This is a genomic window from Nonomuraea sp. B5E05, assembly GCF_039880665.1.
Taxonomy (GTDB): domain Bacteria; phylum Actinomycetota; class Actinomycetes; order Streptosporangiales; family Streptosporangiaceae; genus Nonomuraea.
Genome location: NZ_JBDPMJ010000039.1, coordinates 34,867 through 59,244 on the forward strand (window position 1 = coordinate 34,867; position 24,378 = coordinate 59,244).

Below are 24,378 nucleotides of genomic sequence, written 5' to 3' on the forward strand. Positions count from 1 at the left end.
TAGTGAGGGGTGGCCTCGTGACAAAGGTGACGTTCGGGGTGCTCGGTCCTGTGGTGGTCCGTCACCCGGACGGCCGGCAGGCGGAGCTGACAGGGAAGGCCAAGGCCGTGCTGGCCGCTCTTCTCCTGCACGCCAACACGCCCGTCATCCGACAGCGCCTGATCGAGGCGCTCTGGGACGACCCTCCCGCCTCGGCCGTGGCGAACGTCCAGACGTACGTCAGCCAACTCCGTCGCGCGCTGCCTCCCGCCACGCGGCTGCATACGCTGAACAGCGGCTACCTGCTCGAAGTCGCCCGCGAGGACGTGGACCTCCTGGTCTTCGAAGACCACGTACGCCTGGCCGGAACTGAGGCCGATCCGGAGCGAGCGGCCCGGCGCCTTGACCGAGCGCTGCAGCTGTGGCGCGGCACGCCCGCCGAGGACGCCCCGCTGACCGGCACCATGGCGGCGCGCTTCGCTGAGCTGGAGGAGCGCTTGGCCGGGGCACGCTTTGACTGGGTGGACCGGCTGCTGCAGCTGGGGATGGAAGCCGAAGCGGTGAGCGGGCTTCGGCGCTTCACCCGTGAGTACCCGCTACGCGAACGGGGCTGGCTACAACTCATGCTGGCGCTGTCCCGGTTGGGCCGGCGGGGAGAAGCGCTGGAGACCTACCAGCAGGCCCGGACCGTCCTCAACGATGAGCTCGGCATCGAACCCGGCCCCGAGCTGCGACAGCTCCAGGCCGCCATCCTCGCGGGAGACACGCCCGAGCCCGCTCGCGCAGCATCGGCCCAGCCCGTGGCGATCTGCCAGCTTCCCCCGGACATCGCTGACTTCGTAGGCAGGACAGGGGAAGTGGCGACCCTTCTGGCCGCGTTACGCGCCCCCGGCGCCCCGCCCGACGCTGCCCGGCCACGCGTGCCCGTACCCACCGCGCCGGCCATCGCGGCCATCACGGGACCACCCGGAATCGGCAAGAGCACGCTCGCGGCCCGCGTCGCCCACCTGGTGCGCCTCGACTTCCCCGACGGCCAGCTCTACCTGCGCATGTCGAGCGGCTCATCCGGGCCGAGAGAGCCCTACTCCCTGCTGGCCGACCTGTTACGGGGCCTGCAGACGGACGGTTCCGCCCTCCCAGGCACCCTCGAAGGGCGGGCCGCCCTGTTCCGGTCTTTGGTGGCCGACCGCGCCATGCTGATCGTGCTGGACAACGCGGCCGGCGCCGATCAGGTACGCCACCTGCTGCCGGGTACGCCGCACAGCGCTGTGCTGGTGACCAGCCGCGGGCCCTTGACCGCACTACCCGGCGTGACCACCGTGCCGCTCGGCGTCCCCGCTGAGGACGAGGCACGAACTTTGCTCGAGGGCATCGCAGGTGAGATCAGAGTGCGCAACGAGCCCGAAGCGGCTCGGGAGATCCTGCGTGCCTGCGGCTACCTGCCCCTCGCCATCCGCATCGCCGGGGCTCGGCTCGCGACCCGGCCCGGCTGGCCGCTGCGCACCTTCGCGGCGCGGCTGGCCGACAACGCGGCGCGGCTGGACGAGCTGGCGATCGGAGGCCAGGACGTGCGGGCCGGGTTCGCAATGAGCTACGACGCGCTGCCCGACGTGGCGCGCCGGGCGTTCCGGCTGCTCGGACTGGCGGGACTCGACAGTGCGGCCGACTGGAGCCTTGCGGCACTGATGGGAGTGAAGCAGCGAGCGGCGGAAGCGGCGGCCGAGATTCTCGCCTTGGCCGGTCTGCTGGGTGCTGAGGAGGCGGATCTCTGCGGGCAGCCCCGCTATCGCATGCACGACCTTCTCCAGGACTTCGCCCGGGAGCGCGCAGAGGCGGAGGAGAGCCCGGCCGCCCGCCGCGCCGCACTCGCCAGGTTGGTCGAGGAGTGCCTGCGCCGGGTCCGGGCGGGCATGCGGGAATACCCGCCGCCCGCGCGACCTCCGCTGCAGGAGTGCTCCTCGGATCACCGTGAGAGCTCAGGGACCTGGCTGCTGGCGGAACGCGAGACCCTGGAGACCGCCGTCGCACTGGCCGAACCGGCACCGGCCGTGGAGCTGGCGCAGCGCCTGGCCCCGTTCCTCGCTGCCCACGGGTTCCGGAAAGAGGTCTCCGACCTGCTCGAAGGTGTCGCCCAGCGGGCGCCCGACACCAGATCGGCCATGCTCACCCGGCTGGTTCTGGCCGACATCGAGCTGGAGCATCACCGCTGCCGCACCCCCGCAGCCGACCCGGCCCATCTCTTGTCCTACTTCGAGCAGGCCGGCGATGGCCACGCGTCCGCGTACGCGCTACTCGCCCTGGCCACACGCGATCTCATGGAGGGACGGCCGGGCGAAGCTCTCGCCACGGCGGAGCGCGCGATCGCCCGCTTCGAGACCCTCGATGACACCTACGGGCTGCTGAACGCGCTGAGCACGGCCAGCGGCGCGAACCTCGACCTGGGCCGCCACGACGCGGTCGCTGCTGTGTGCCGGCGCGGGCTCGGCCTTGCCACCGAATGGCGGTACGGCGATCACGCGGTCAGGTTCCGGCGCATGCTCGGCATCGCATCCTTCGAATGCGGGGAGGTGGAGGCGGCGATCGAGCATTACAAGCAGAGCATCAGGAGCAGCCGGGCGCTCGGCTGGGGTCCTGGTGAGCGCATCGCCTTGCGGCGGTTGGGCGAGGCATACGGTGCACTCGGCCGGTACGAACTGGCGAAAACGGCCTTCGATCGGTGCGCCCTCCTGTTCTTCCGGGCAGGTGACACCCATGGCCAGGCACTCACGTTCTACGCTCTCGGTGAGATGAGCCGCGAGCGCGGCCGCACCGAGGAGGCCCGCCGGTACTTCCACCGCTGCCTTGATCTGGTGCAGGAGCCGCTGTGGCGCTCGCGTGCCGCCGCCCGCCTTGCCGGCCTGGGCCCTGCCGAGGTCAGCGCGGCGTCCGGGCGGGCACCAGGGCGGAGCGCCTGAGTGGCGGGTGCCGCCGGCCGACAGCCAGGTCCGTCTCCTTCAACGAGCCTGTCTTCGCCTGCCACCGGATGAAGAGCCGGGAGGTCACCGGCAGACGCCGGCGGTTCATGCGCACCTGCTCGACCGAGTCGAACAGCACGTGATCGCGCCGCGACGGTTGCGAGTGCGACAGGCGTCTCCCCCGCCTCTGCGCCGCGCAGGTGTCCCCCGGGAGGGCGCCCGTTCGTCGCCTGGACATGAGCGACAACTTCTCCGGCCTTCCGCGCGGGCGGCACAGCCGTGTCGACGCCGGCCCTCAGACCGAGAGCCGAGGGGTGAATCGTGCAGGCGGTCCTGGCCGCCTCGTCTGCCCCATCAGGCCTGGCGAAGCTCACCGGCCGAAGGGACGGGCTGATCGTCCTGACATGCGGCGTCGGCGCTCCGGGCTTTGTGACAGTGCGGGCATGTGACGTGTGTCATCGATCCTGGGTGTCACACCGCGGTGGGTGCCGGCGCCTTGTGCATAGAGCAGGAATCGCGGGTGAGCGGGCGAGGAGCCAGGTATGGACGAGCGCTGACCAGCATCGCAGCCGAAACCCCACTCAGCCTGCGATGAACACCAACGACGAGCCGGCTGACCAGACATCGCGTCTGGGTTCATCCCGCAGCAGCCGCGAACCAAATCAGCCAGATATTCCACCCGGAGGTCCTTCATGACGAAGAGCGTTACCGGCGAACTCACCGACGTGGAGCTGCCGGTCGAGCGGGGCTGTCCGTTCGCCCCGCCCACCGCCTACGAATGGCTGCGCGAGCAGGCGCCGATCAGCAAGGTCCGCCTGACCAGCGGCGGCGAGGCGTGGTGGGTGTCCCGGCAGGAGGAGGCCCGCGCCGTCCTCGCCGACCCCCGCTTCTCCTCCGACCGGCGCACCGACGGCTATCCGGTCTTCAACGTCGATCCGGCGACCCTGCAGGTGCAGCGCAGCCAGCCGCCGGTGATGCTCGGCATGGACGGCGCGGAACACGCCGCGGCCCGCCGCCCGGTCGTCGGCGAGTTCACCGTGCGGCGGCTGGCCGCGCTGCGCCCGCGCATCCAGGACATCGTCGACCACTTCATCGACGACATGCTCGCCGCCGACCAGCACCCGGTCGACCTGGTGCAGGCGCTGTCCCTGCCGGTGCCCTCCCTGGTGATCTGCGAACTGCTCGGCGTCCCCTACACCGACCACGACTTCTTCCAGACCCGCACCAGCATGATGGTGAGTCTGACCTCGCTCGAAGACCGCCAGCGGGCCTTCGCCGAACTGCGCGCCTACTTCGACGACCTGGTCACCCGCAAGGAATCGGAACCCGGCGACGACCTGCTCGGCCGGCAGATCGCCCGGCAACGCCAGGAAGGCGCCCTCGACCACACGGCCCTGGTGAGCCAGGCCTTCCTGCTGCTGACCGCCGGACACGAGACCACCGCGAACATGATCTCCCTCGGCGTGCTCGGGCTGCTCACCCACCCGGACCAACTGGCCCTGATCAAGGCCGACCCGGGCAGGACGCCCGCGGCCGTGGAGGAACTGCTGCGCTACTTCACCATCACCGACACGGTCACCGCCCGGGTGGCCACGGAAGACGTGGAGATCGGCGGGGTGAGCATCAAGGCCGGCGAGGGCGTCATCGTCTCGGCCCTGTCGGCCAACTGGGACCCGGCGGCGTTCACCAACCCGGCCAAACTGGATATCGAGCGCGGAGCCCGCCACCTCGCCTTCGGCTTCGGCCCGCACCAGTGCCTCGGCCAGAACCTCGCCAGGATGGAGCTGCAGATCGTCTTCGACACCTTGTTCCGCCGCATCCCCGCCCTGCGGCTCGCCGCACCGACGGAGGACGTTCCGTTCAAGAACGACGCCGTCGTCTACGGCGCCCACGAACTCCCGGTCACCTGGTGAGCAGGACATGATGCGCATCAACCTTTGAGTCGGCTCCGGCCAGTGCGTCCCGACCGAGCCCGGCGCGTCGGGATGTACGTCACGATCACTGGTCCGTGAGTCCGGCCGAGTACCGACACGAATCCCGGACGCCGGCAGCTTCAACGGCGGCCGACCAGCCAGAACCCGTCTCGGAGGGAGGTGTGGGCGATGCGACGCGACCCGACCTGGGGTTGATGAGGTGATCCCGCGGTGGGTGGTGGTGTCTGCAGGCAGGCGGCCACCACCCACCGCGGGGAGCCTGCGCCCGCCCGCGCGGGTTGCCGGAGCATGGCAGGACCTGCCGCAGTGCGGGTTCGTCGAGGGCGGCGAGGACAGCCGAGGAGGACCGGCCGGAATCGATGTACACCAAAGTGCTCGCGATCGGCGAGTTTCACAAGATCAGCGTACGGGCGGAGAAGAAGGTCGAGGGAGAGCTCAACGCCGAGTTCCGGCGGGTGCAGGGCAAAAACAGCATCTTGGTGAAGCTCGCCGAGGCGGCGCTGGAGCTGCCGGAGGAGATCGTCCGCAAGGCTCTGTATCCGGTGGTCGGTGAGCGGACGCTGGAGGACATCATCGCCGAGGCCAAGGCGAACGAGAAGGAGCTGCGCACCCGGGTGCGGACCAAGCTGCGCGGCTCCTACTCCCACCACTACCGGCGCGGCCTGCCCAAGCTCCTCAAAGCGGTGAGGTTCCGCTCCAGCAACGACACCTTCAAGCCGGTGATGGACGCCCTGGACCTGCTGAAGCGCTACGACGGCTCCGACGCCGACTTCTACGCCGCCGCCGAGGCGGTGCCGCTGGAGCACGTGGTGCCCGAGGACTGGCGCGACGCGGTCCTCGACCCCGACAGCGGCCTGGTGGAGCGCATCCCGTACGAGCTGTGCGTGCTGGTGGCGCTGCGCAAGGCGATCCGGCGCCGCGAGATCTGGGCGGAGGGCGCCAACACCTGGCGTAACCCCGATGAGGATCTGCCCGCCGACTTCGAGGACAACCGGGACGTGCACTACGAGGCCCTGGCCAAGCCCCGCGACCCGGCCGACTTCATCGCCGACCTGCAAAAGCGGCACATGGCGGCGCTGGACCGGCTGAACAAGGGCCTGAAGAAGGCCACGACGGGCGGGGTGAGCATCACCAGGAGGAAGGGCGAGCCGTGGATCAGCGTGCCCCATTGGAAGGCCGTCCACCGGTGCTTCACCCGCTGGCGCGAGCGCGGCATCATCGCCGTCCTGCACGACCGGCTCCGTCGCCGATGCCGGCAGGCCGAGGGGCGATCCCCGGAGCCATCCGCCGCGATCATCGAGCTTAGATTCCTTGGGGTGTGTGACGAGGAAGAAGCATTGCGCCGCACGCTCGAGAAACACGGTCATCCTCGGCCTCGCCATATCCGCGTGCTCGTCTGGACCGTCCAGCGGCAACGCGACGCCCTCGATCCGATCTGACTGAAGGTCATTGAGAAGATCAGCGGCAAGCTCGCCACCAGTGACCGGCCCGACCTCCTCACCGCGCTGTCCTACATCCGCGAAGGCGACCTGCTGACCGTCCAGGAAGTCGACGGGCTTGGCCGCAAGCTCCTGGAAGGACTGATCACGACCTGTTCCAGCAAGGCGTCGGCGTCGGCGAGCACACCGAACGCTCCTTTTTCCTCGACCTGGTTGAGGACCTTCGATGCGAGGCCGGGAGCGGCGGCGCCAAGTCCCAGTGCCCGGACTCGCTGTTGCAGATCGCCGTGAGCAGCAGACCGCCGCCAACGGCAGCCGGGCTGAGCGGGGGACGACGTTGAACTTCAGATGGCGGTCGTCGGCATCGTCGCAGGCCGCGGCGCGGTAGTGCGTTCGATGCGGAGAGCACGGCGTGAGGCTGTCAAAAGATAGTCACGACCAGGTGATGGTACCGGCTGGTGGGGGCGACGGGGTCGCTAGCGGGAAAGCCTGATTTATGGCAGACCTTCCCTTTGGTGACCGGACGGACTTCGACGCCGCCGACCGCGGATTCGTGGCCGCACTGAGTCCCGCGATAGTCAAGACCGACGGCCGTGTCGTGTGGGACAGCGACTCTTATGGGTTCCTGGCGCAGGAGTGCCCGGACACCGCGCATCCCAGCCTGTGGCGGCAGGGGCAGTTGTGTGTCAAGCAGGGCCTGTACGAGGTGACCGACGGTATCTACCAGGTGCGCGGCCTGGACCTGTCGAACATGACCCTGATCGAGGGCGACAGCGGCGTCATCGTGGTCGACCCGCTACTGTCGGTCGAGTGCGCCGCGGCCGGGCTGAGGCTCTATCGCGACCAGCGAGGCGACCGTCCGGTCACCGCGGTCATCTACACCCACTCCCACGCCGACCACTTCGGCGGGGTGCGCGGCGTCACCGACGGCAGTGTGCCGATCCTGGCGCCGGCCGGATTCATGGAGCATGCGGTGTCGGAGAACGTCTACGCCGGCACCGCGATGAACCGCCGCGCCACCTACATGTACGGGCCGGCCTTGCCCCGCTCGCCCGAAGGGCAGATCGGGACCGGGCTGGGCATGACCACCTCGACCGGCACCATTTCCCTCATTCCGCCGAGCAAGGACATCACGCATACCGGGCAGGAGGAGACGCTGGACGGGGTACGGATCGTCTTCCAGCTCACCCCGGGCACCGAGGCGCCGGCGGAGATGAACTTCCTCATCCCTGGTCGGCGAGCGCTGTGCATGGCCGAGAACGCCACGCACAACCAGCACAACATCCTCACCCTGCGCGGTGCTCTGGTTCGTGACACGCGCGTCTGGGCGCGTTATCTGACCGAGGCGATCGCCCTGTTCGCCGACCAGGCCGACGTCGTGTTCGCCTCGCACCACTGGCCAACCTGGGGCGGACAGAACATCGTCACCTTCCTGTCGCAGCAGCGCGACATGTACGCCTACATGCACGACCAGACGCTGCGGATGATGAACAAGGGCATGACCGGCAGCGAGATCGCCGAGGCCATGCGGATGCCGCCCGCGCTGGAGCAGGCCTGGCACACCCACGGCTACTACGGCTCGGTCAGCCACAACGTCAAGGCCATCTACCAGCGCTACCTGGGCTGGTTCGACGGCAACCCGGCCCACCTGTGGGAACATCCGCCCATCGAGCAGGCGCGCCGCTACGTCGAGTGCATGGGCGGGCGCGAGGGCGTCCTCGCCTTCGCCCGCCGCTACATCGACGACGGCGACCTGCGGTTCGCCGCCTCGCTGCTCAACCACGCCGTCTTCGCCGACGAGCACGACAGCCAGGCGCGCTCCATGCTCGCCGAGGTGTACACCCGGCTCGGCCACGGCGCCGAGAACGGCACCTGGCGCAACTTCTACCTGGCCGGCGCACTGGAGCTGACCGGCGACGTCGTGCCCGCCAACCTCGACTCCGCCACCTCCCCGGAGATGATCGCGGCCCTGACCGTCGAGCAGGTCTTCGACTCCCTGGCCATCCGTGTCGACGGTCCCAAGGCATGGGACGAGCGTCTGGTCATCGACTGGCGGCTGACGGATCTGAACCAGCGCCACCGCACCACGCTGTCCAACGGCGCGTTCATCCATCAGGCCGACCCACCGCCGCAGCCGGCAGACCTGACGCTCACGCTCACCAAGCAGCAGCTGCTCGGCCTGCTCACCGGCCAGCCGGCCGACGGCATCGAGCACGAGGGCGACATGGACGTCCTGAACCGCCTGACCGCCGTACTGGACGACCCGGATCCCGCGTTCGCGATCGTGACTCCGTAAAGCCTAGGCGAGCAGGCCGCGCAGGCCTTTGGCGAAGAACAGCAGGCCGAACACCAGGATCAACAGCAGCGTGAGGGCGCCGTTGTGCTGGATCAGCCAGCCGCGCATCCGCTGAAGCACCGAGTCTGATCCCTGTGGCCCTCACCTGGGACGTCATTCCCCGCCATCGGCGCTCACAGCCAGTCGTGTTCACGCGCGTACCGCGCCGCTTCGTGCCGGGTCCGGGTCTGGGTCTTCTGCATCGCATTCGAGAGGTAGTTGCGCACCGTGCCCTCTGCCAGGTGGAGTCGGGTGGCGATGTCGGCGACCGAGTAGCCTTCACCGGTCGCTCGCAGCACGTCGATCTCGCGGTCGGTGAGCGGGCAGTCGTCAATGACGGCGAGTGCGGAGACGTCCGGGTCGATCCATCGCTTGCCCTCGTGAGCTGGTCCAGATCTTCCGGAACCGGTTGGTTCTGGTCACCAGTCTCATCATGCCCGCAGGGAGCAGCGCGTTCTTCATCTACCAGCACGAAGTCTTCGCGGCTCTGGGCAGCCTCGGATACATCGCGGCGATAGTGATGTTCAGCGCCGGGGCGTTCGGGCTCTACACCACCGCAGCGAGCGACACCACCATCCTCTCCGGGCTGCTCCTCCCGATCATCGTCATCTCGCTGGTCCAGGTGGCCGTGATCATGACCGCGCTGGCCGTGGTCACCGGCGAGCCGGACAACGTCCTCCTCCTGGCGGCGGCCGTCGTCTCGATGGTGATCATGATGCTCGGCCTGGGACTGGCCACGGCGGGACTGACGAACTCCCCCGAACACGCCCAGGTGACCACGCTTCCCATCAGCCTCGGCACCATCGCCGTGGCCAGCTGGGTGGGGATCGCCGGCACCGAGGAGCTCACCCTGCTCAAACGGCTGCTTCCGGGCGGCTCGGCCACCGAACTGGTCCTCAACAACGCCTGGAACGGCGGCGCCTCTCTCGCGGACTCCCTGATTCCTGGTGCTCACACTGGGCTGGGTCATTGTCGCCGTCGCGCTGGCTTCCCGGATCTTCCGCTGGGAGCCGCGCCGATGACGGCAATCGGCGTGGGTCACCCCTGGGCGCGGATGACGCAACCAACCGGGTGAGTTTCGCAGACCATGTGTCCTTCGATTCCGGTGCGCTGTGGCGGCATGGTCCCTCCTTTGTATTCAGACGAGCTGTATTCAGACGAGCTCGGCCAGAAGCGAGACCGCCCCGCGCGCAGGCTCTCACCGCGGCGTTGGACGACCTGTACAACCCCGCCCAGCCTGACGTCCTGAAACGCATCGGCCACGCACGGCGCGTGGCGTCCGGCGCCCCTTACCGGCCGGCACGCGCCGGACGCCACGCGCCTGGCCCGGCGACACCCATCGAGACCAGAGAACAAGGAGTTCACCACCATGTCGACTGACCATGCCGACCACTCGCGGCAGCCGGCCCCGGCCGGCACCACTTTTCCGGCGCGCCCGGGCTGGCCCGAGATCGTGATCGGCCTACTCGCGATGGTGGCCGCCGGGGCCGTGGCTCCGTTCTTCGGCCCGCTGGAGCTGGAGTTGGACGCGGTGGTGTACGGGCTGGCCCTGGCCGCCTGGTCGGGTATCGTCGGCCTCGTCGGCTTCGCCGCAGCCGCGCTGATCCGCATCCGCTCCTGGGGCGCCTTCAGTGTGCGCCGCACCACCTGGCGCTGGATGGGCATCGGCGCGGCCGCAGGCGTGATCGCTCTCGTGCTCAAGGGCGTGGTGAACTATGCCGTCATCACCCTGACCGGGTTCGACGCCAATCCTCAAAGCCCGTACTACGACGCGGCCGGCGGCGGCGTGCTGCCCCTGATCCTGACCTTCGCCTTCCTGTCCGTCCTCACCCCCATCGGCGAAGAGTTCCTCTTCCGCGGTGTCGTCACCAACGCCCTGCTGCGCTACGGGCCCGTCGTCGGCGTCCTGTCCAGCTCGATGATCTTCGCCCTCTTCCACGGCATCAACATCGTCTTGCCCTCGGCGCTCGTGGTCGGCATCATCGCCGCCGAGTCGATGCGCCGCAGCGGGTCGATCTGGCCCGCGGTGGCCGTCCACGTCGTCAACAACATGGCCCTGCCGCTGTTCGTACTGATCACCGGAAACACCGGGCCCGGCTGACCGTCATGCCGAAGACCATGATCACGTGCCTTTAGCGCTACTTTTCGTTCCGATGTTCCTCAGTCACGAAGCCGGCACACTTCCCATCGAAAGACAGGACCGATGACTCAGCAGCCTGAACAACCCTTCGTCGGCGGCAAGGCCGAGACGTCCGGCGAGGCGAACCGGCTTGGGATCCCGACCCTGGCGGAGGATCTTCTGCTCCTGCTGTTCCAGCCGAATTCCGGCCTCCAGGCGGGCACCGGGACCATCGCCGGTGAGGACACGCTCTTCTACACCCTCGCGGGAGGGGTGCTCGCAGATCTCGGGCTCGGCGATCATGTGCGAACCAACACCGGCTGGGGCGGGACGACGCGGGTGGAAGCCGTCGAGGGCCGCCCGCCGTCGGATGACATCCTCCGCTCCGCATGGGAATACCTCTCTGAGAAGCCCAGGGGCGTCCAGACGGTGCTCGCGGCGATCGGACCGACATTGCGTAGCCCACTGCTGGACAGGCTCGTCGAACGCGGCGACATCCGCCGCGGAAGCCGCAAGGCGCTCGGCCTGTTCAACACGACGGTCATCGAGGACGGCGGAAGCGGGCGCCGGTCCCGGCTCCTTGAGGACGTCCGCGACGTGCTCGTCGAGGGCGCGGAACCGCAGCCCCGGGTCGCCGCGCTCGCGGCACTGCTGTCGGGAAGCGGGACGCTTCCCCAATTCGACCCTGAGATTCCCTGGACCTCCCCCGTGATCACCCGCGCCAAGGAGCTCGAGCAAGGCAACTGGGGAGCCGGAGCCGCCGCCGAAGCGGTTGCGCGCACCGTCACCGCGACCATCGTGCACAACGTCATCATCGCGGCGTCCGTGCTTCCGCAGAACTAAAGCAACGACCTACGTCGGTTCTCACAGATCGTCCAAGGACGACATCCAGACCTATGGGCCCGCCGCCGAGAACCACCCGAAGCCTCGACACGGCGCACCGGCAAGTTCAGCAGGGGCGGGGATTCGAATGAGCAGCTACGCAGTGACGGGATCGGCATCGGGGATCGGCGCCGCGGTGACCGGGCGCCTCCGTGCCGCCGGACACTCCGTGATCGAGGTGGATCTGCACGACGCCGGCATCCTCGCCGACCTCGGAACACCGGAAGGCCGCTCGGCAGCGCGGCCGCCGGAGTGCTCGAGTGGTCCGGCGGCGTACTCGACGGCGCGGTCCTCGCCGCCGGAATCGGCCCCTCACCCGGTCCCGACCGCCCACGGAAGATCGCGCAGATCAATCAGCTGGGCACGGTCGAGCTGCTGACCGCCCTGCGACCGGCGCTCGCGGCGAGCGGCGATGCCCGGGCCGTGGTGTTCGGCAGCAACTCGGCGAGCGTCACCCCTGGAGCGCCCCGACGGGTGATCCGCGCCCTGCGCGCCGGTGAGGTCGACCGAGCGGTGCGGACGCTGCGACTGCTCGGGCCGGTCGCCCCGAACATCGCCTACGCGGCGTCGAAGATCGCGGTGACCGACTGTGTGCTCGCCAACATGCCTTACGTGCCTGACAAGATCATATTGCTCTGACCTGCGAGAAGGTGCTGAGCACCCCAGATAACAATGAATCCCGCCTCGGAACGCTCCCTTCGACTCCGGGGGCAAGACCGCCACCGGCCTTCCGGCCGGACACACCGGCAGCCCAGGCTCGCTCACCCGCACCTACGGGTCGATCGCCAACAGTGCCAGCGCAAGCACGAGCTTCCAGTCATCTTCGCCCTCATCAACCGGTTCTACAGACGACAGCCCCGAGTCCTCCGGGCGATCCACCTCATTGGAGGACGGTCCGGCTGACATGCGCAAACCCTCATGGGTGTACCAGGTGCCAAGATCCTTAACGGCAGGCCGAATCCCGCCCTGTCTCCGGCGGTCACGGCACGGGTGATCGCCCCGCAGCGACCGGGCCACGGTCCGCCGAGGCCTGACGCTCCTCCCGCGACCACGCGCGGCGACGACTCTCCGCGCTAACCCAACGTGAGCTCGACACCGCGGAGGCGATCGCGGACGGGCTGGGCAACGCGCAGATCGCGGACCTGCTGCACATCAGCATCGCGACTGTAAGGCGCACACCGGCAGCCTGTTCACCAAGCTGGCGGTGGAGAACCGCGTGCAGATCGCCCTGATGATCCGTAACGCCGAGATGTGACCGTTACTCGCTCACGGTCCCTGTGCCGATTGCCGGGGGCCCATTGCGCACCGCTTGCCGGTACCGCAGGGGTGAGCAGCCGACCTCCCGTTTGAATGCTGTGCTGAACGCGGCCTCCGACGCGTAGCCCAGGTCGGCCGCCAGCTCGGCCACGCGGGTGCCGCCGTCGCGCAGCGCGCGCTGTGCCAGCAGCATGCGGTAGCGGCTCAGATACGTCAGCGGTGGCATGCCCGCCACGGCGCGGAAATGCCGGGCGAAGGAGGAGCGGGACATCGCCGCTGCGACCGCGAGCTCCTCCAGGCCCCAGGGCCTGCCCGGTTCGGCGTGCATCAGGGTGGTCGCGGGCCGCAGCCGTTCGTCGGTCAGGACCCGCAGCCACCCCGGCGGGACCTCGGCCTGGTCGAGGTACGCCCGTAGTACCTCCAGCAGGAGAAGCTGACCGTACTGCCGGATCGCGAACTCGGACCCGGCGCGGCTTCGGGTGACCTCGTCGAAGAGCTGGTCGAGCAGGCTGCGCAGGTTGGTCGCGGCCGCCGCCGCAGCCTGGACGTGGGCCACGGGCGGAAGTGCCCGCTGCAAGAGCTCGCGGCCAGCGTGGTTGACGTCCACGGCAGTGCCGATGACGACGTCGTGGACGCTACGGTCCGCTGTACTCAGCCCGGTGAAGTTTTCCTCGGGTCCGAGCTCCTGACGCGGTCCGGTACCCGCGTCGCGACTCTCGTGCTCGAGCCACGACCGGTTGTTGAGGATCGCAACGTCACCCGGGGCAAGGTCAAGCGCTGTCTCTATCCCGTCGGTGATCAGCCGACCGTGGCCGGACACCATAGCGATGAGCTTCAAGGAGTCGACGCACGGTGAACGGGCGACCCATCGACCGCTTGCCGCGAACCCACCTGCGACCACGCCACGGATCTCGACAAGCTCGAACGCACGGGACAACTGATCCGCCACCATGCTGGCACTCTTGCGCAAGAAATGCGGACGGACAAGTATTCAAAGTCCAGAACCAAAGTTGCACTGTGGTTCTCGGGCTTGCGCCGCGTCGAGGGTCGACGAGATCGGCGGGGGCACGGAAAGCAGGCAGCTGTGGCACACACGTTCCCGGGCGACGCCCGGACCATCGTCATCACCGGAGGGACCAGCGGGATCGGCCTGGCGGCGGCCGCCGCAGTCCTGGCGTCCCGGGACAGGCCGTGGCACGTGGTCCTGCCCGTGCGGGACGCAGCTCGCGGGCAGGGCGTCATCGACACGCTGGCCGCTGACACCGCACCCGGCAGCACCCTCGAGGCGATGACCCTCGACCTGGCGTCCCTCGCATCGGTCCGCGCGTTCGCCACCGACCTGACCCGGCGGACCGAGACGGGCGAGATCCCCCGGCTGGACGCACTGGTGTGCAACGCGGGCGTGCAGATGGGGGCGACGCTGGCCCACACCGCCGACGGGTTCGAGACCACCTTCGGGGTGAACCACCTGGGTCACTTCGTGCTGGTGAATGCCCTGCTGCCGATCCTGCGGGCACCCGCACGGATCGTCGTGACCTCCAGCGACACCCACAACCCGGCTCTGCGCCTCAGCCCAGCTCCCGCGTGGAGCGACGCGAAGGCACTGGCCCGAGGCGAGCTTGGACCGTCGGCTGCGTCGGCGACCGGGCTTGTGCTGGGGCAGCGCCGGTACAGCACGTCCAAGCTGGCCAACATCTACTTCACCTATGCGCTCGCCCGTCGCCTGCCCGATGGCGTCACTGCGAACGCTTTCAATCCGGGCATGGTCCTGGGTACTGGCCTGGGCCGCTCACTGCCCACACCCGCGCGATTCGTCGCCCATCACGTGTTGCCCAGGATCACATGGCTGCTGCGGCGGGTGCTGACGCCCAATATCCACTCGGCCGCGGAGTCGGGCGGCGCGCTCGCCTGGCTCGCGACCGCGCCGGAGCTCGCTGGGACCACGGGCAAGTACTTCGACGGGCGGACACCGATCCGTTCGTCGGAGGAGTCGTATGACATGAAGCGTGCCGAGGACCTCTGGAAGGACAGCCTGGAACTGACCGGTGTGCGCGCATGACCGGAACTGGAGCGCGGACCGCGACGAATCAGCCCGCGGCGAATCGACGAATCAGCAGAACTCGACGGCAGGGAGATGACACCGTGAACGACGCAGAGATTCTGAGGTTCTCGATCGCTGAGCGCGACCGACGCTGGCGTGCTGCGCGCAGCCTCCTGGACGACCTGGGACTGGACGCGCTGCTGGTGTTCGGCGAGCACGAGGACGCGGGCCCAGCGGCCGTGGCGTACGACACGTGGTTCACGAACGGCCGGCCCGGGACAACCGTCGTCCTCCCACGGACCGGCGACCCGGTCGTCCTGTTCCCGGCACCGATGTTCATCATGGACCACCTCGAGTCCACCCGGCGCGGCGAGGCCCCCTGGATCCAGCCGGCGAACCTCCGCACCTCCCGCACGTCCGGAGCGCTCGCCGCCGTCCTGGCGGAACTGGGGTTCGCGCAGGGCAGGATCGGCGTCGTCGGGCTCGGGCCACACCTGCCCTGGCACCCTGAGGGCATCGTGCCGTTCGGACTTTGGAGCGCAGTCCTGGCGCAGCTACCGGACGCAGAGTTCCGGTCGGTCGACCTCGAACTCGGGCAGCTGCGGATGCGGCTGAGTGACGAGGAGCTGGCCATGGTGCGGCGCTCTGCCCAGATCGGAGACTCCATGGTCGAGGCGATGGTCGAGGCGGCCCGTCCTGGGGTGCCGGAGAACCACATCTACGCGGCAGGAATGGCCGCGGGCTACGCAGGCGGCACCGTTCCCGCCAACCTGCACCTCTGGTCCGGGCCGGACCCCGTGGCCGCCGGCCTGCCCGGGTGGGGATACCGCCCCGAGACCCCGCGAGTCCTGCGAGACGGCGACATCATCTACTCCGAGGTGTTCAGCCACTTCGGTGGGCTGCACACCCAGCACCAGGTCACGATCGCCGTCGGCGAGGTGCACGCGGACTATGCACGCGCGGCGTCCCTCGCTCGCTCCGCCTACGACGCAGGCCTGGCCGCACTGCGCCCGGGCCGGACGTTCGGCGACGTCGTCGATGCGATGCACGAGCCGCTCGACGCGGCAGACGGGTCGATCTTCCTCATCACAGCCCACTCGCTCAACCCTGGCCTGGCGGTCGGCAAGGGACGCTCGGATATCCGCAGACTGCCGGGCGCGGAGGCCTACCCGCCCGTGCCTGACGGGCATCCCACCTTCCTGGCGGACCTGGAGCTCGTGCCCGGGATGACCTTCGTGCTCGAGCCCCAGTACGCCTTCGGGCGGCACCTGGCTCACCTCGGTGGGACGGTGATCGTCGGCCAAGACGAACCCGTGGAGCTCAGCCCCTACACGGCACGGCTCCTACGGGCGGGTCGTTGAGCCCAGATCCACTGATGGGGCCGGCGGGTGAGATCACGCCGTGAACCGAGATTGCCTGCTGCCGGGCGAGGGGACAGAACGCCTCTCGCAACTCCACGATCAGGCCTGGGAATCCGTGAATTCCCAGCCTGACAGTTATGTGAGACGTGATCTGGTCACCAGCCGAGATGTCAGCGGTGTGCGGTCGCGGCTATCCGTTCGCGCAGCAGGTCGAGCTTTTCGGCGTCGGGGGTGCCCGGTTCAGCCCAGTTGAGCACGATGTGCAGGTCGGCGCACTCGATCGTGAGGATGTCGCAGTCCAGCGTGATCTCACCGAGCTCGGCGTGGACGACGGTCTTGCGTGAGCGTCCGGTCGGCACGGTCTCGTAGCGGGTCCAGAGGTCGGCGAAGCGTGGGTTCGCCTCGCGCAGGCCGCTGATCAGCTCGGCGACGGCACGGTCGTCGGGGTAGCGGTCGGCGGCCCGTCGCAGGTCTGCGACCATTCTGCGCTCGAACGCGTCGGTGTGCTCGGGATCGCGCTCGATGGGGGACGTGCCGACGGGCGGCGCGGCGGCGAAGTGGCCCCAGATCAGGTTCTGTGTCCGGGGGCCTACCTCAGTGGGGTTGCCGAACAGCTCGCCCCACAGCGAGTTCCATTGCACGGCGTCCCATGCGGCGGTGAAGACGGCCACAGGGGTGTCGCTCATCCGGTCGATCATGAGCTGCCCGCCGGCCGGATATGACCAGGACCCCACAGCAGCACCCGGACCGATCCGGGGAGCCCGCTCCGCGCCTGCACCGATCGGAGACAGGCGCGCGTGACATGGTCATGGGCCCCTCTTAGGGGGGCCGTGCGGGTCTCAGGAGGGTGCACCCACCCGGCCGGCGTGGATCGTGCTCCCTTGCGTGGTCTCGACCACGATCGGCACACCGTCCGGGATCCGGCCGCGAAGCGCGCCGACGAGGCCGGAGATCGGTGGCACGTCGCCCGGCGTCCGTACACGGATGTGTATCTCGCGGGAGATGACGTCGGCGCCGGCGATCGACGAGCCCGGCACCGCGGAGATCCACTCGGCGGCGACCGTCCTGGCCCGCGCGCTCCAGGCGGCCAGGAGGTAGCTGATCACGCTGTTGGCCGACAGCGGCAGCAGCACCACGGCGGCCAGCAGCACCAGAGTGAGACGGGTGCGGCAGCGGCTCCGCCCGGAGAGGGCGACGGACTCGGTCGCGTACCCGGTCGCCGTGAACACCACGATGCCGCCCAGCACCAGCGCCAGCAGGTTGGACAGGAAGAGCACGAGCGCGCCGAGCGTCAGCCAGCCCGCTCCGTGACCGAGGCAGACCCCGGCCACGGCCAGCGGCGGGACCAAGGAGATCGCGATCGCCACGCCCGGCAGCACGGCGGCGACGTCGCGGCGGGCGTGCGCGACGGCTCCGGCCAGCCCGGTGGCGAGCGCGGCCACCAGGTCCATCAGCTTGGGGGATGTGCGGGCGGCGATCTGGCTGTTGGCCAGCAGCGCGTACGAGGTGGGCAGCAGCAGCGAGAAGACCATCCCCGTGGCGATCACGAGCAGGCTGCCGAAGAACACGAAACCGATCGCGCTCTGCCCGCGGCGCCGCACGATCGCCAGCGCGACGCCCATGATCGGCGTGCCCAGCGGTGCGATGATCATCGCACCGATCACGGTGGCCGTGGAGTCGGTGTGAATGCCGGCCGCGGCGATGACGGCCGACAGGGCGAGCATTGTCCAGAACGCCGACCGTTTCGAGCGCACGTCCCCCGAGGACAGGTCCAGGATCTCGGCCAGTTCCTCCAGCGGGCGGCGTTGCGCCGAGGGCAGGACGCGCTCCCGCAGACGGCTCATCACGCCGTCACCGCCCCTTTCGGCTCCTGCGGCCGGCCAGTGCGCCGATCAGGATCCCGACGACGGTGCACGCCACGAGCGTGACCCACAGCGGGGCGGTCACCACGATCGTGAACAGCCGGATCATCGCGTCCTGCCGGTTTTGCAGGATGAACGCGACCGCCAGCACCAGCAGCACGAGCGCCAGCCAGACGTGCGGCGGCACCGCCCCGAGACGGCCTCGCGGGCCTTGCTCTGCCACGAATCCCCTCCAGATGTGTGTGCGCCGGTGTTGGATCAGGCCTTCACCAGCGTGACCTTCACGGACCCGCGGGTGCCCCATCGGTTGATGCGCCAGCAGGTGAGCAGCGCGTACAGGTATATCGGCCGCAGCACGAGCAACTGCCCCAGCGACGCCTGATCGACCGGAAGGGCCGCTCGCGAGCGGCCCGATCGCCGCGCCTCTCCAATTACCCTGCCGGCTCTCGCATTACCCTGCCGGCTCTCGCAGCTTCGCGAAGGGACTCGCATCCGCCGGCACAGGATCGGCCTCGATACGGGCTCGCCTCATAGGCACAACCAGCCGCCGGCAGCGCCGCCCCACAGCGATGCCCGCCGTCCAGCGCGGCACGCTCACGCGTGAGGTGAGGGTCCGGGCCGCTGCCAGGACGCTCCGGACGGTGACGGTGTCCAAGCGGCCTGCCGGCTGGCTGGTGGGGGTCCAGGCCACCGCCAGCATGCCACCCAGCAGGCCCAGGATCATGCCGAGCAGGAAGCCGCCCAAATTGGAGTAGACGAACGACGCCAGGGACAGCAGCACCGCGATCAGACCGAGGAAGACCCGCTGGCCGGGCTGCAGCCACACGAGCATCCCCGCGATGATCAAGACGAGGGCGATGAGATAGCCGGCCCCCACTGTGCCGAACATGACGGCCACAGGCAGCGCGTCAAGCGCGAGCGGGATGGACAGCAGCTCCAGCCCCGCCGCCACGATGAACAGCCCGCCCCAGAACGGCCGGGAACGCCGCCACGACTTCATGATCTTGCGCCCTTCATCTTGCGCCCTTCATCTCGCGCCTTGCCCGCCCGCCATCCGCCAGCCCAGGGCCGCCTCAGTAGCACTCGTGCTCGCCGCGCGACAGCTTGAGACCGAGGTCGGGCAGGCTGAACGTGGCGGCCGTGACGGCCCTGGCGCCCAGCCTGACGTCGCGCAGGGTGACCACTCTGGCCTGGCCGCCGAAGGTTCCGGCCGGCCCCCTGCCGGCCGGGACCTCGTCCAGGGTGCTGGCATCCCGGCCCAGCTCAAGGTCGCGAATGGAGGCCGCAGTCTGTCCTACCGACACATCGATCACCAGATCGTCGATGTCGACCTCGTTGCCGCCCTGGCCGCCGGTCAGCCGGAGCGTCACCGTGCCCACGGGTGTCTTCACCAGCGCGCTCGAACACAACTCGCTGACCGCGGCCCGCCGCACGCCAGCCACGATGACGGGGATCAGCCGGCCATCCTTGGTCCGGTCCACGTCGGTGGCCAAGGAAAAGCCCTGACCGCGCAGCTCACCGGCGAACAGTTTGAAGCCGTTGCCGGAGACCACGAACGTGGCACCGATGGCCCCCTGAGCTGTGGCACCGATCAGCAGCGACGTCATCGCCGCGACGGGAACGAGGATCAGGCCGAAGCGCTTCCATCGCACGCGTCCCTGCTCGGCCATCATGCGCTCCCCTTCACATCGGCCCTCAGGCGAGCCGGCAAATCCATTACAGACAGTCACAGTCCGGTCTATTGCCAGCATGCGGGACATGCACGGTGTTCGTCGGTATACGCGCCGGACGCCGCGGCGCTTATAGCGTGAGGCTGGACAAGTTTGCCCATATCTAGAAAGGCGGCTCCCGTGCACCGATGGATCGGGTAGCGCTTCTGCGAGCAGATCGGGAGGCAGTTGCAGCAGGGCCGGGCGATCTTCAGGCGGGCCTCGGCCCGGGTGCGGAACCGGTGGCGGTGGACGTACTCAACCCTGAGCGTGCTGTTGAACGCCTCGCCCGCCGCATCAGCGAGCGCGCAACCCATGCGTCCTTCGCTTGACCACCCAAGATAATTACGGCGGTGGGGCGCCGCTCAGCGGCCGCCACCGGCGGCGTGTTCCCGGCGGTCGATGGCGGCCTGCAGTTGGGCGAGCCACTCCCGGCCCCTGCTGCGCCCGTCGGGGAGTTGGTCGTCGCGGTCCCAACGCCAGGAGACCACGAGGGCGAGGCTGAGGATCCGGCAGTCGGCGAGCAGCCCGGAGTCGGCGCCCGGGTAGTGCGCGGCGACGTCCTCGGGAGCATGCGCGAGGTCGAACTCGACGGGTCCGCGGCAGGCGGTCTCCAGGTCGATGAAGAGCGGTCCGTCCGCGGTGGCGAGCAGGTTGCCGGGGTGCGGTTCGCCGTGCAGGAGCTGTTGCCGCGTGCCGCGGTCCAGGATCGCGCGGCTGATTCCGTGGAGGGTGTCGGTCAGCAGGGCGCGTTCCGCGGCGCCGAGGTCCGGGCTGACGGCGGGGTCCTCGACCACCCGGAGGGCGTCGGCGACGCGGTCGGTGAAGTGCGGTGCGGCGAGGTTGATGCGGCGCAGGCCGGCGTGCAGCCGGGCCAGGGCGTCGGCGTAGGCGGCGGGCGGGTGGTTCTCGGGTGCGGCGGTGGGCTCGTAGTAGGTCCAGAGGGTGACGGCGAAGCCGTCGCGGACATGGACGCGGGGCTCGGTCCTCGGATCGAGACCCGCCACCGGGCTGCCGGGCCCGGCCAGGCGCCGGGCGATCTCGATCTCGAAGTCGAGGCGGTGTGTGAGGGGCGAGACCCGGGCGAGCAGGCCGCTGGGCCGCAGCCGTACGGCGATCCGGTTCGAGTTGTGCAGCACAGCGGCGTCGTCGGCGCCCAGACCGTACTCGGCGGCCGTGTCGACGGCCGCGGCCACCGCCCGCGGGATCTCGGTGTCCTTCATGTGTTCGGTGCCTCTTCCTGCCGGAGTTGATGTGTGCGACCCTGACCGTCCGGCCCATGGGCCAGCCCGTCTGACCACGCTCGGTTGTCACACCACGCCGCTCACGGTGTCGGTCTCCAATGTGTGGACCAGTTACGCGCCCAGGGTGTGCCGGTCAAGGACGAGGACGCGACCCGGCTGTCCCCGCTGGGCCACGCCCACCTCAACGCCCTGGGCCGCTGCACGATCGCCTCCTCGTTGTTGTCGATACGTTCCACGGCTGAGGCACGGTGGTGCCCGCAGGCCATGGAACCGCTGCTGCTCATCGTCGTCCGCCGAACTCCCAGTCGTGGACTTCGATATCGGCATAGCGGTCCGGGGCCAGGACGGTGCGGGCCGTGTCCCGATCCGTCGCTCGGATCAAGGCTGCCGTGCCCAGCCAGGTGGCGCCGTCGTCGGACAGCAGCGACCCGTAGGCGATCAACTCGTCCCGCCCATCGGGCGGTGGAATGAGGTCGGCGGCCTGACCCGTGCCGAGGCCGAGAACCAGATAGCGGTTGCCGCCTTCGCGGCCACCCGGGAAGTCCCACATGGTGCGACCCAGGACGTTGCGCCAGCGGCGCAGCAGCACGTCCCGGTACACGCCGGCCTGGTAGTTGGGCTCGTCGAAGGCGAACGCCCGCGCGGCGTCGGGGTCCGGCAGGTCGACGATGTGCACACTGCCGGAGGCCGTGTCGCCGTCGAGGGTGGGGCCGCGGGCGATCAGCTGCGCGTCGTAGCGGTCCATGTAGGACCAGTGTTCCTCCGAGAGCTTCTCGCGCAGCGCTGCGGAGCCGGGTCGGTCACGGTGGTAACAGAAGAATTCCATGTCGAGCCTATCTATCACGGGTTGGGCGGCAACGTACGCACCGTCCTGCCGGCCGTGCGCCGACGCCTCCACCGAGACCACTCAGCTGTACGGGTTGCTCGACGCAGGCCGCTCGCTGGTTCAACCGCTGGCGGGGCCGGCCACGCCCTTCATCACTCGCAACTCGCCGAGCAGATCGCGGATGATCGCCGATCCGGCCATCCCCGGCGTGGTCACATACCCCACGTGGCGCTGCGGCGCACCGTCGCCGAGCCCGGCCGTCGCGACTCTGGCAGGCGCACCCACCGTGGACAGCCTGGGCACGATCGCCGCACCGAGTCCGTGCCCCACCATCGACATCACCACCCCGTCGTCCTCGACGGTGATGTCGCCGGGTGGAATCCACTCCTGCCGCGCCAGCCAGCGCCGGGTCTCACCCGCGCAGTTCTCATGCCAATCGATCATGGGCAGCGACCGCGGATCCGGATGCCCTTCCGGATAAGCCAGCAGGTACGGCTCCGCGTACAGTTCCTTCGTCACCAGCCCGTCCACATACACCGGCAGCGAGACCACCCCCACATCGGCGCGCCCGTCCGCCACCTCCCCCGCGATCCCCCGCCCCAGATCAGGCACGATTCGCACAGTCACTGTCACCGTCGGATACCGCTGTCCGAACCGCACCAGCACCCTGGGCAGCAGGTGGAAGGCCGCACTGCGAAAGGCCGCCACCCGGATCGTCCCCGTGACCTCGCCCCGCGCGGCAGTTCGGGTGTCGACCTTCATGACCTCGATCAGCCTCAAGATGCGCCGTGCGTGCCCGACCGCAGCATTGCCGGCGGACGTGGCCTGAGCACCGCCCCGCCCTCGCTGGAAGAGCACCGCGCCCATCTTCTTCTCCGCCGCGCGCAGGGCATGCGAGACCGCCGACTGCGTCAGCCCCAGCCGTACCCCCGCCGCCGATACGCTGCCTTCGCCGTCCACCGCCACCAGCACGCGCAGCTCGGCCACACTCAGGTCATCCACGGGAGCGACAACATATGAAAAATTCTCATGCATCCCGCCTCGTCCACAAATCCCACCCGCTACCTGCGCAACCGTGTGGCTCCTAGCGTCTACGGCATGAGAGCAATGGTTGCAGAACGCCTGGGCGAACCCGATGTCCTCACCCCCGCCTACCTTCCCGACCCGGTGCCGGGCCCCGGCCAAACCCTCCTCGACGTCGAGGCCGCCGGGCTCAACTTCGCCGACGCCGAACGCCTGCGCGGCGCCTACTTGCCGCCACAACTGCCGTTCATTCCCGGCGGCGAGGTCGTCGGCCGTACCCCGGACGGTCGCCGCATGCTCGCCTTCGCCAGTAGTGCCTTCGCCACCAAGGCGCTGGTGAAGGATCCGGTCGAGATCCCCCAAGACCTCTCCGCGGGCGCCGCGCTCGCCCTCCTGGTCCAGGGCTTGACCGCCTGGCACCTTCTGCGTACGGCTGCGCGGATCCTCCCCGGCGAAACCGTCGTCGTCAACGCCGCAGCCGGAGGCGTCGGCCACCTGGCGATCCAACTGGCCAAGGAGTTCGGCGCCGGACGGGTCATCGGCACCGCCTCCACCCCCGACAAACGTGCCCTGGTCCGCCGGCTCGGCGCCGACGCCGCCATCCCCGGCGAGGCCGACGGCTACGCCGAGCGCATCCGCGAAGCCAACGGCGGCGCCCTCGCCGACGTGATCCTCGACGCCGTCGGCGGCCCCGTCTTCGAGGCAGCCCTTCATGCGCTGGGCCCCTTCGGCCGTCTGATCACCTACGGCACTTCCGGCGGGATCGACCCCACCCCCATCGACCCCGGGATCCTCAGCGAGCGCAACATCACCGTCGGCGGCTACTGGCTGGGCGCCCACCTGCGCCTCCCCGACAGCCTTGCCGCCGCGCCGCTTCACGACCTGCTCGCCCTGACCGCCTCGGGACGCGTCCACCCCATGGTGGGCGCCGAGTACCCTCTCGACCAGGCCGCAACCGCCCTCACCGCCCTGACCACCCGCCGCACCACCGGCAAGGTCATCCTCCGCATGGCGTGAAGCCCTTCTGCGGCAGAAGCCCGCTATCCGCCTGCTTCGGGGATGGCGAAGGGCACCCTGCTCACCCGTGAGCACCCCGCGCCCCGCTCTCCGGCAGTTGCCCCGACCATGTCGCCGTCCGGTCGTTGTGCAGGTGTCGGTCCAAGCTGGCGAGGGATGCCGCATATGCGGGTGCGCAGTAAGTCGCCCTCAGGGCCGGGGCTTGTGGGCAGCTATCGCAACCGGTAGGTTGCCATCAATGGCAACCTGCAGGTTGCGAAGGAGGGTGAGCATGGTTGCGGACGCGATCGAACGTGTGGTGGTGCTGCGGCACCCCATCGAGCGGGTGTGGACCGCGCTGACCACCGCGGAAGGGCTCTCGCGGTGGTTCGGCTCGGTGGCGGAGATTGATCTGCG

The 24,378-nt window shown here is 69.4% G+C and carries 20 protein-coding genes and 1 pseudogene; 11 read left to right on the forward strand and 10 right to left on the reverse strand.

The window, feature by feature from the left end:
- Positions 1-17 precede the first annotated feature (17 nt).
- The 4 genes from ABGB01_RS41520 (at position 18) to ABGB01_RS41535 (ending at position 8,602) form a co-directional block, all read left to right on the forward strand.
- Complete coding sequence (locus ABGB01_RS41520; RefSeq protein ID WP_347779436.1) at positions 18-2,933, forward strand: BTAD domain-containing putative transcriptional regulator; 2,916 nt, start codon at positions 18-20, stop codon at positions 2,931-2,933.
- Between the two features lie 692 nt (positions 2,934-3,625).
- Positions 3,626-4,846: a cytochrome P450 gene (locus ABGB01_RS41525; protein WP_347779438.1), complete on the forward strand. Its 1,221-nt coding sequence runs from the start codon at positions 3,626-3,628 to the stop codon at positions 4,844-4,846.
- 380 nt (positions 4,847-5,226) lie between these two features.
- A complete protein-coding gene (locus tag ABGB01_RS41530) occupies positions 5,227-6,306 on the forward strand; it encodes a hypothetical protein (protein WP_347779440.1) in 1,080 nt (359 codons plus the stop codon).
- Between the two features lie 496 nt (positions 6,307-6,802).
- Positions 6,803-8,602 carry an alkyl sulfatase dimerization domain-containing protein gene (locus ABGB01_RS41535; protein WP_347779442.1) on the forward strand — a complete coding sequence of 600 codons (1,800 nt, stop codon included), beginning with the start codon at positions 6,803-6,805 and terminating at the stop codon, positions 8,600-8,602.
- 173 nt (positions 8,603-8,775) lie between these two features.
- Here ABGB01_RS41535 and ABGB01_RS41540 read toward each other — a convergent pair.
- Positions 8,776-9,024, reverse strand: a pseudogene (locus ABGB01_RS41540) (response regulator transcription factor); the annotation flags it as partial.
- Between the two features lie 50 nt (positions 9,025-9,074).
- On the opposite strand from ABGB01_RS41540, the gene ABGB01_RS41545 reads away from it, so the two are divergent.
- From ABGB01_RS41545 to ABGB01_RS41560, 4 genes are all read left to right on the forward strand, one after another.
- On the forward strand, positions 9,075-9,716 hold the full coding sequence (locus ABGB01_RS41545; protein WP_347779444.1) for an ABC transporter permease: 642 nt from the start codon (positions 9,075-9,077) through the stop codon (positions 9,714-9,716).
- 294 nt (positions 9,717-10,010) lie between these two features.
- Positions 10,011-10,742, forward strand: coding sequence for a CPBP family intramembrane glutamic endopeptidase (locus ABGB01_RS41550; protein WP_347779445.1), 732 nt, complete (start codon positions 10,011-10,013; stop codon positions 10,740-10,742).
- Positions 10,743-10,844: 102 nt separating this feature from the next.
- Positions 10,845-11,603, forward strand: a complete 759-nt coding sequence (locus ABGB01_RS41555; RefSeq protein WP_347779447.1) for a GPP34 family phosphoprotein — start codon at positions 10,845-10,847, stop codon at positions 11,601-11,603.
- Positions 11,604-11,894: 291 nt separating this feature from the next.
- Positions 11,895-12,281 (forward strand): hypothetical protein, encoded by a 387-nt coding sequence (locus ABGB01_RS41560; RefSeq protein WP_347779449.1) that lies wholly within the window; start codon positions 11,895-11,897, stop codon positions 12,279-12,281.
- 619 nt (positions 12,282-12,900) lie between these two features.
- Here ABGB01_RS41560 and ABGB01_RS41565 read toward each other — a convergent pair.
- A complete protein-coding gene (locus tag ABGB01_RS41565; protein WP_347779450.1) occupies positions 12,901-13,851 on the reverse strand; it encodes an AraC family transcriptional regulator in 951 nt (316 codons plus the stop codon).
- A 132-nt stretch (positions 13,852-13,983) separates the two neighbouring features.
- On the opposite strand from ABGB01_RS41565, the gene ABGB01_RS41570 reads away from it, so the two are divergent.
- Both ABGB01_RS41570 and ABGB01_RS41575 read left to right on the forward strand, forming a co-directional pair.
- Positions 13,984-14,958 (forward strand): SDR family NAD(P)-dependent oxidoreductase, encoded by a 975-nt coding sequence (locus ABGB01_RS41570; RefSeq protein WP_347779452.1) that lies wholly within the window; start codon positions 13,984-13,986, stop codon positions 14,956-14,958.
- An 83-nt stretch (positions 14,959-15,041) separates the two neighbouring features.
- Positions 15,042-16,301 (forward strand): M24 family metallopeptidase, encoded by a 1,260-nt coding sequence (locus ABGB01_RS41575; protein ID WP_347779454.1) that lies wholly within the window; start codon positions 15,042-15,044, stop codon positions 16,299-16,301.
- A 170-nt stretch (positions 16,302-16,471) separates the two neighbouring features.
- Here ABGB01_RS41575 and ABGB01_RS41580 read toward each other — a convergent pair whose 3' ends face one another.
- From ABGB01_RS41580 to ABGB01_RS41615, 8 genes are all read right to left on the reverse strand, one after another.
- On the reverse strand, positions 16,472-16,999 hold the full coding sequence (locus ABGB01_RS41580; protein ID WP_347779467.1) for a hypothetical protein: 528 nt from the start codon (positions 16,997-16,999) through the stop codon (positions 16,472-16,474).
- Between the two features lie 141 nt (positions 17,000-17,140).
- A complete protein-coding gene (locus ABGB01_RS41585; protein WP_347779456.1) occupies positions 17,141-18,145 on the reverse strand; it encodes a TIGR00341 family protein in 1,005 nt (334 codons plus the stop codon).
- Positions 18,146-18,152: 7 nt separating this feature from the next.
- Positions 18,153-18,386, reverse strand: coding sequence for a LapA family protein (locus tag ABGB01_RS41590; RefSeq protein ID WP_347779457.1), 234 nt, complete (start codon positions 18,384-18,386; stop codon positions 18,153-18,155).
- A gap of 228 nt (positions 18,387-18,614) precedes the next feature.
- Positions 18,615-19,163, reverse strand: coding sequence for a DUF6114 domain-containing protein (locus tag ABGB01_RS41595; protein WP_347779459.1), 549 nt, complete (start codon positions 19,161-19,163; stop codon positions 18,615-18,617).
- Positions 19,164-19,236: 73 nt separating this feature from the next.
- A complete protein-coding gene (locus ABGB01_RS41600; protein WP_347779461.1) occupies positions 19,237-19,836 on the reverse strand; it encodes a DUF6230 family protein in 600 nt (199 codons plus the stop codon).
- 401 nt (positions 19,837-20,237) lie between these two features.
- Complete coding sequence (locus ABGB01_RS41605; RefSeq protein WP_347779462.1) at positions 20,238-21,095, reverse strand: aminoglycoside phosphotransferase family protein; 858 nt, start codon at positions 21,093-21,095, stop codon at positions 20,238-20,240.
- Between the two features lie 301 nt (positions 21,096-21,396).
- Entirely contained in the window at positions 21,397-21,942 is a 546-nt protein-coding gene (locus ABGB01_RS41610) for a YciI family protein (protein WP_347779464.1), read from the reverse strand.
- Positions 21,943-22,062: 120 nt separating this feature from the next.
- Positions 22,063-22,944: a LysR family transcriptional regulator gene (locus ABGB01_RS41615; protein WP_347779465.1), complete on the reverse strand. Its 882-nt coding sequence runs from the start codon at positions 22,942-22,944 to the stop codon at positions 22,063-22,065.
- A gap of 96 nt (positions 22,945-23,040) precedes the next feature.
- On the opposite strand from ABGB01_RS41615, the gene ABGB01_RS41620 reads away from it, so the two are divergent.
- Positions 23,041-23,982, forward strand: a complete 942-nt coding sequence (locus ABGB01_RS41620; RefSeq protein WP_347779466.1) for a zinc-binding dehydrogenase — start codon at positions 23,041-23,043, stop codon at positions 23,980-23,982.
- The last annotated feature ends 396 nt before the right edge of the window (positions 23,983-24,378 follow it).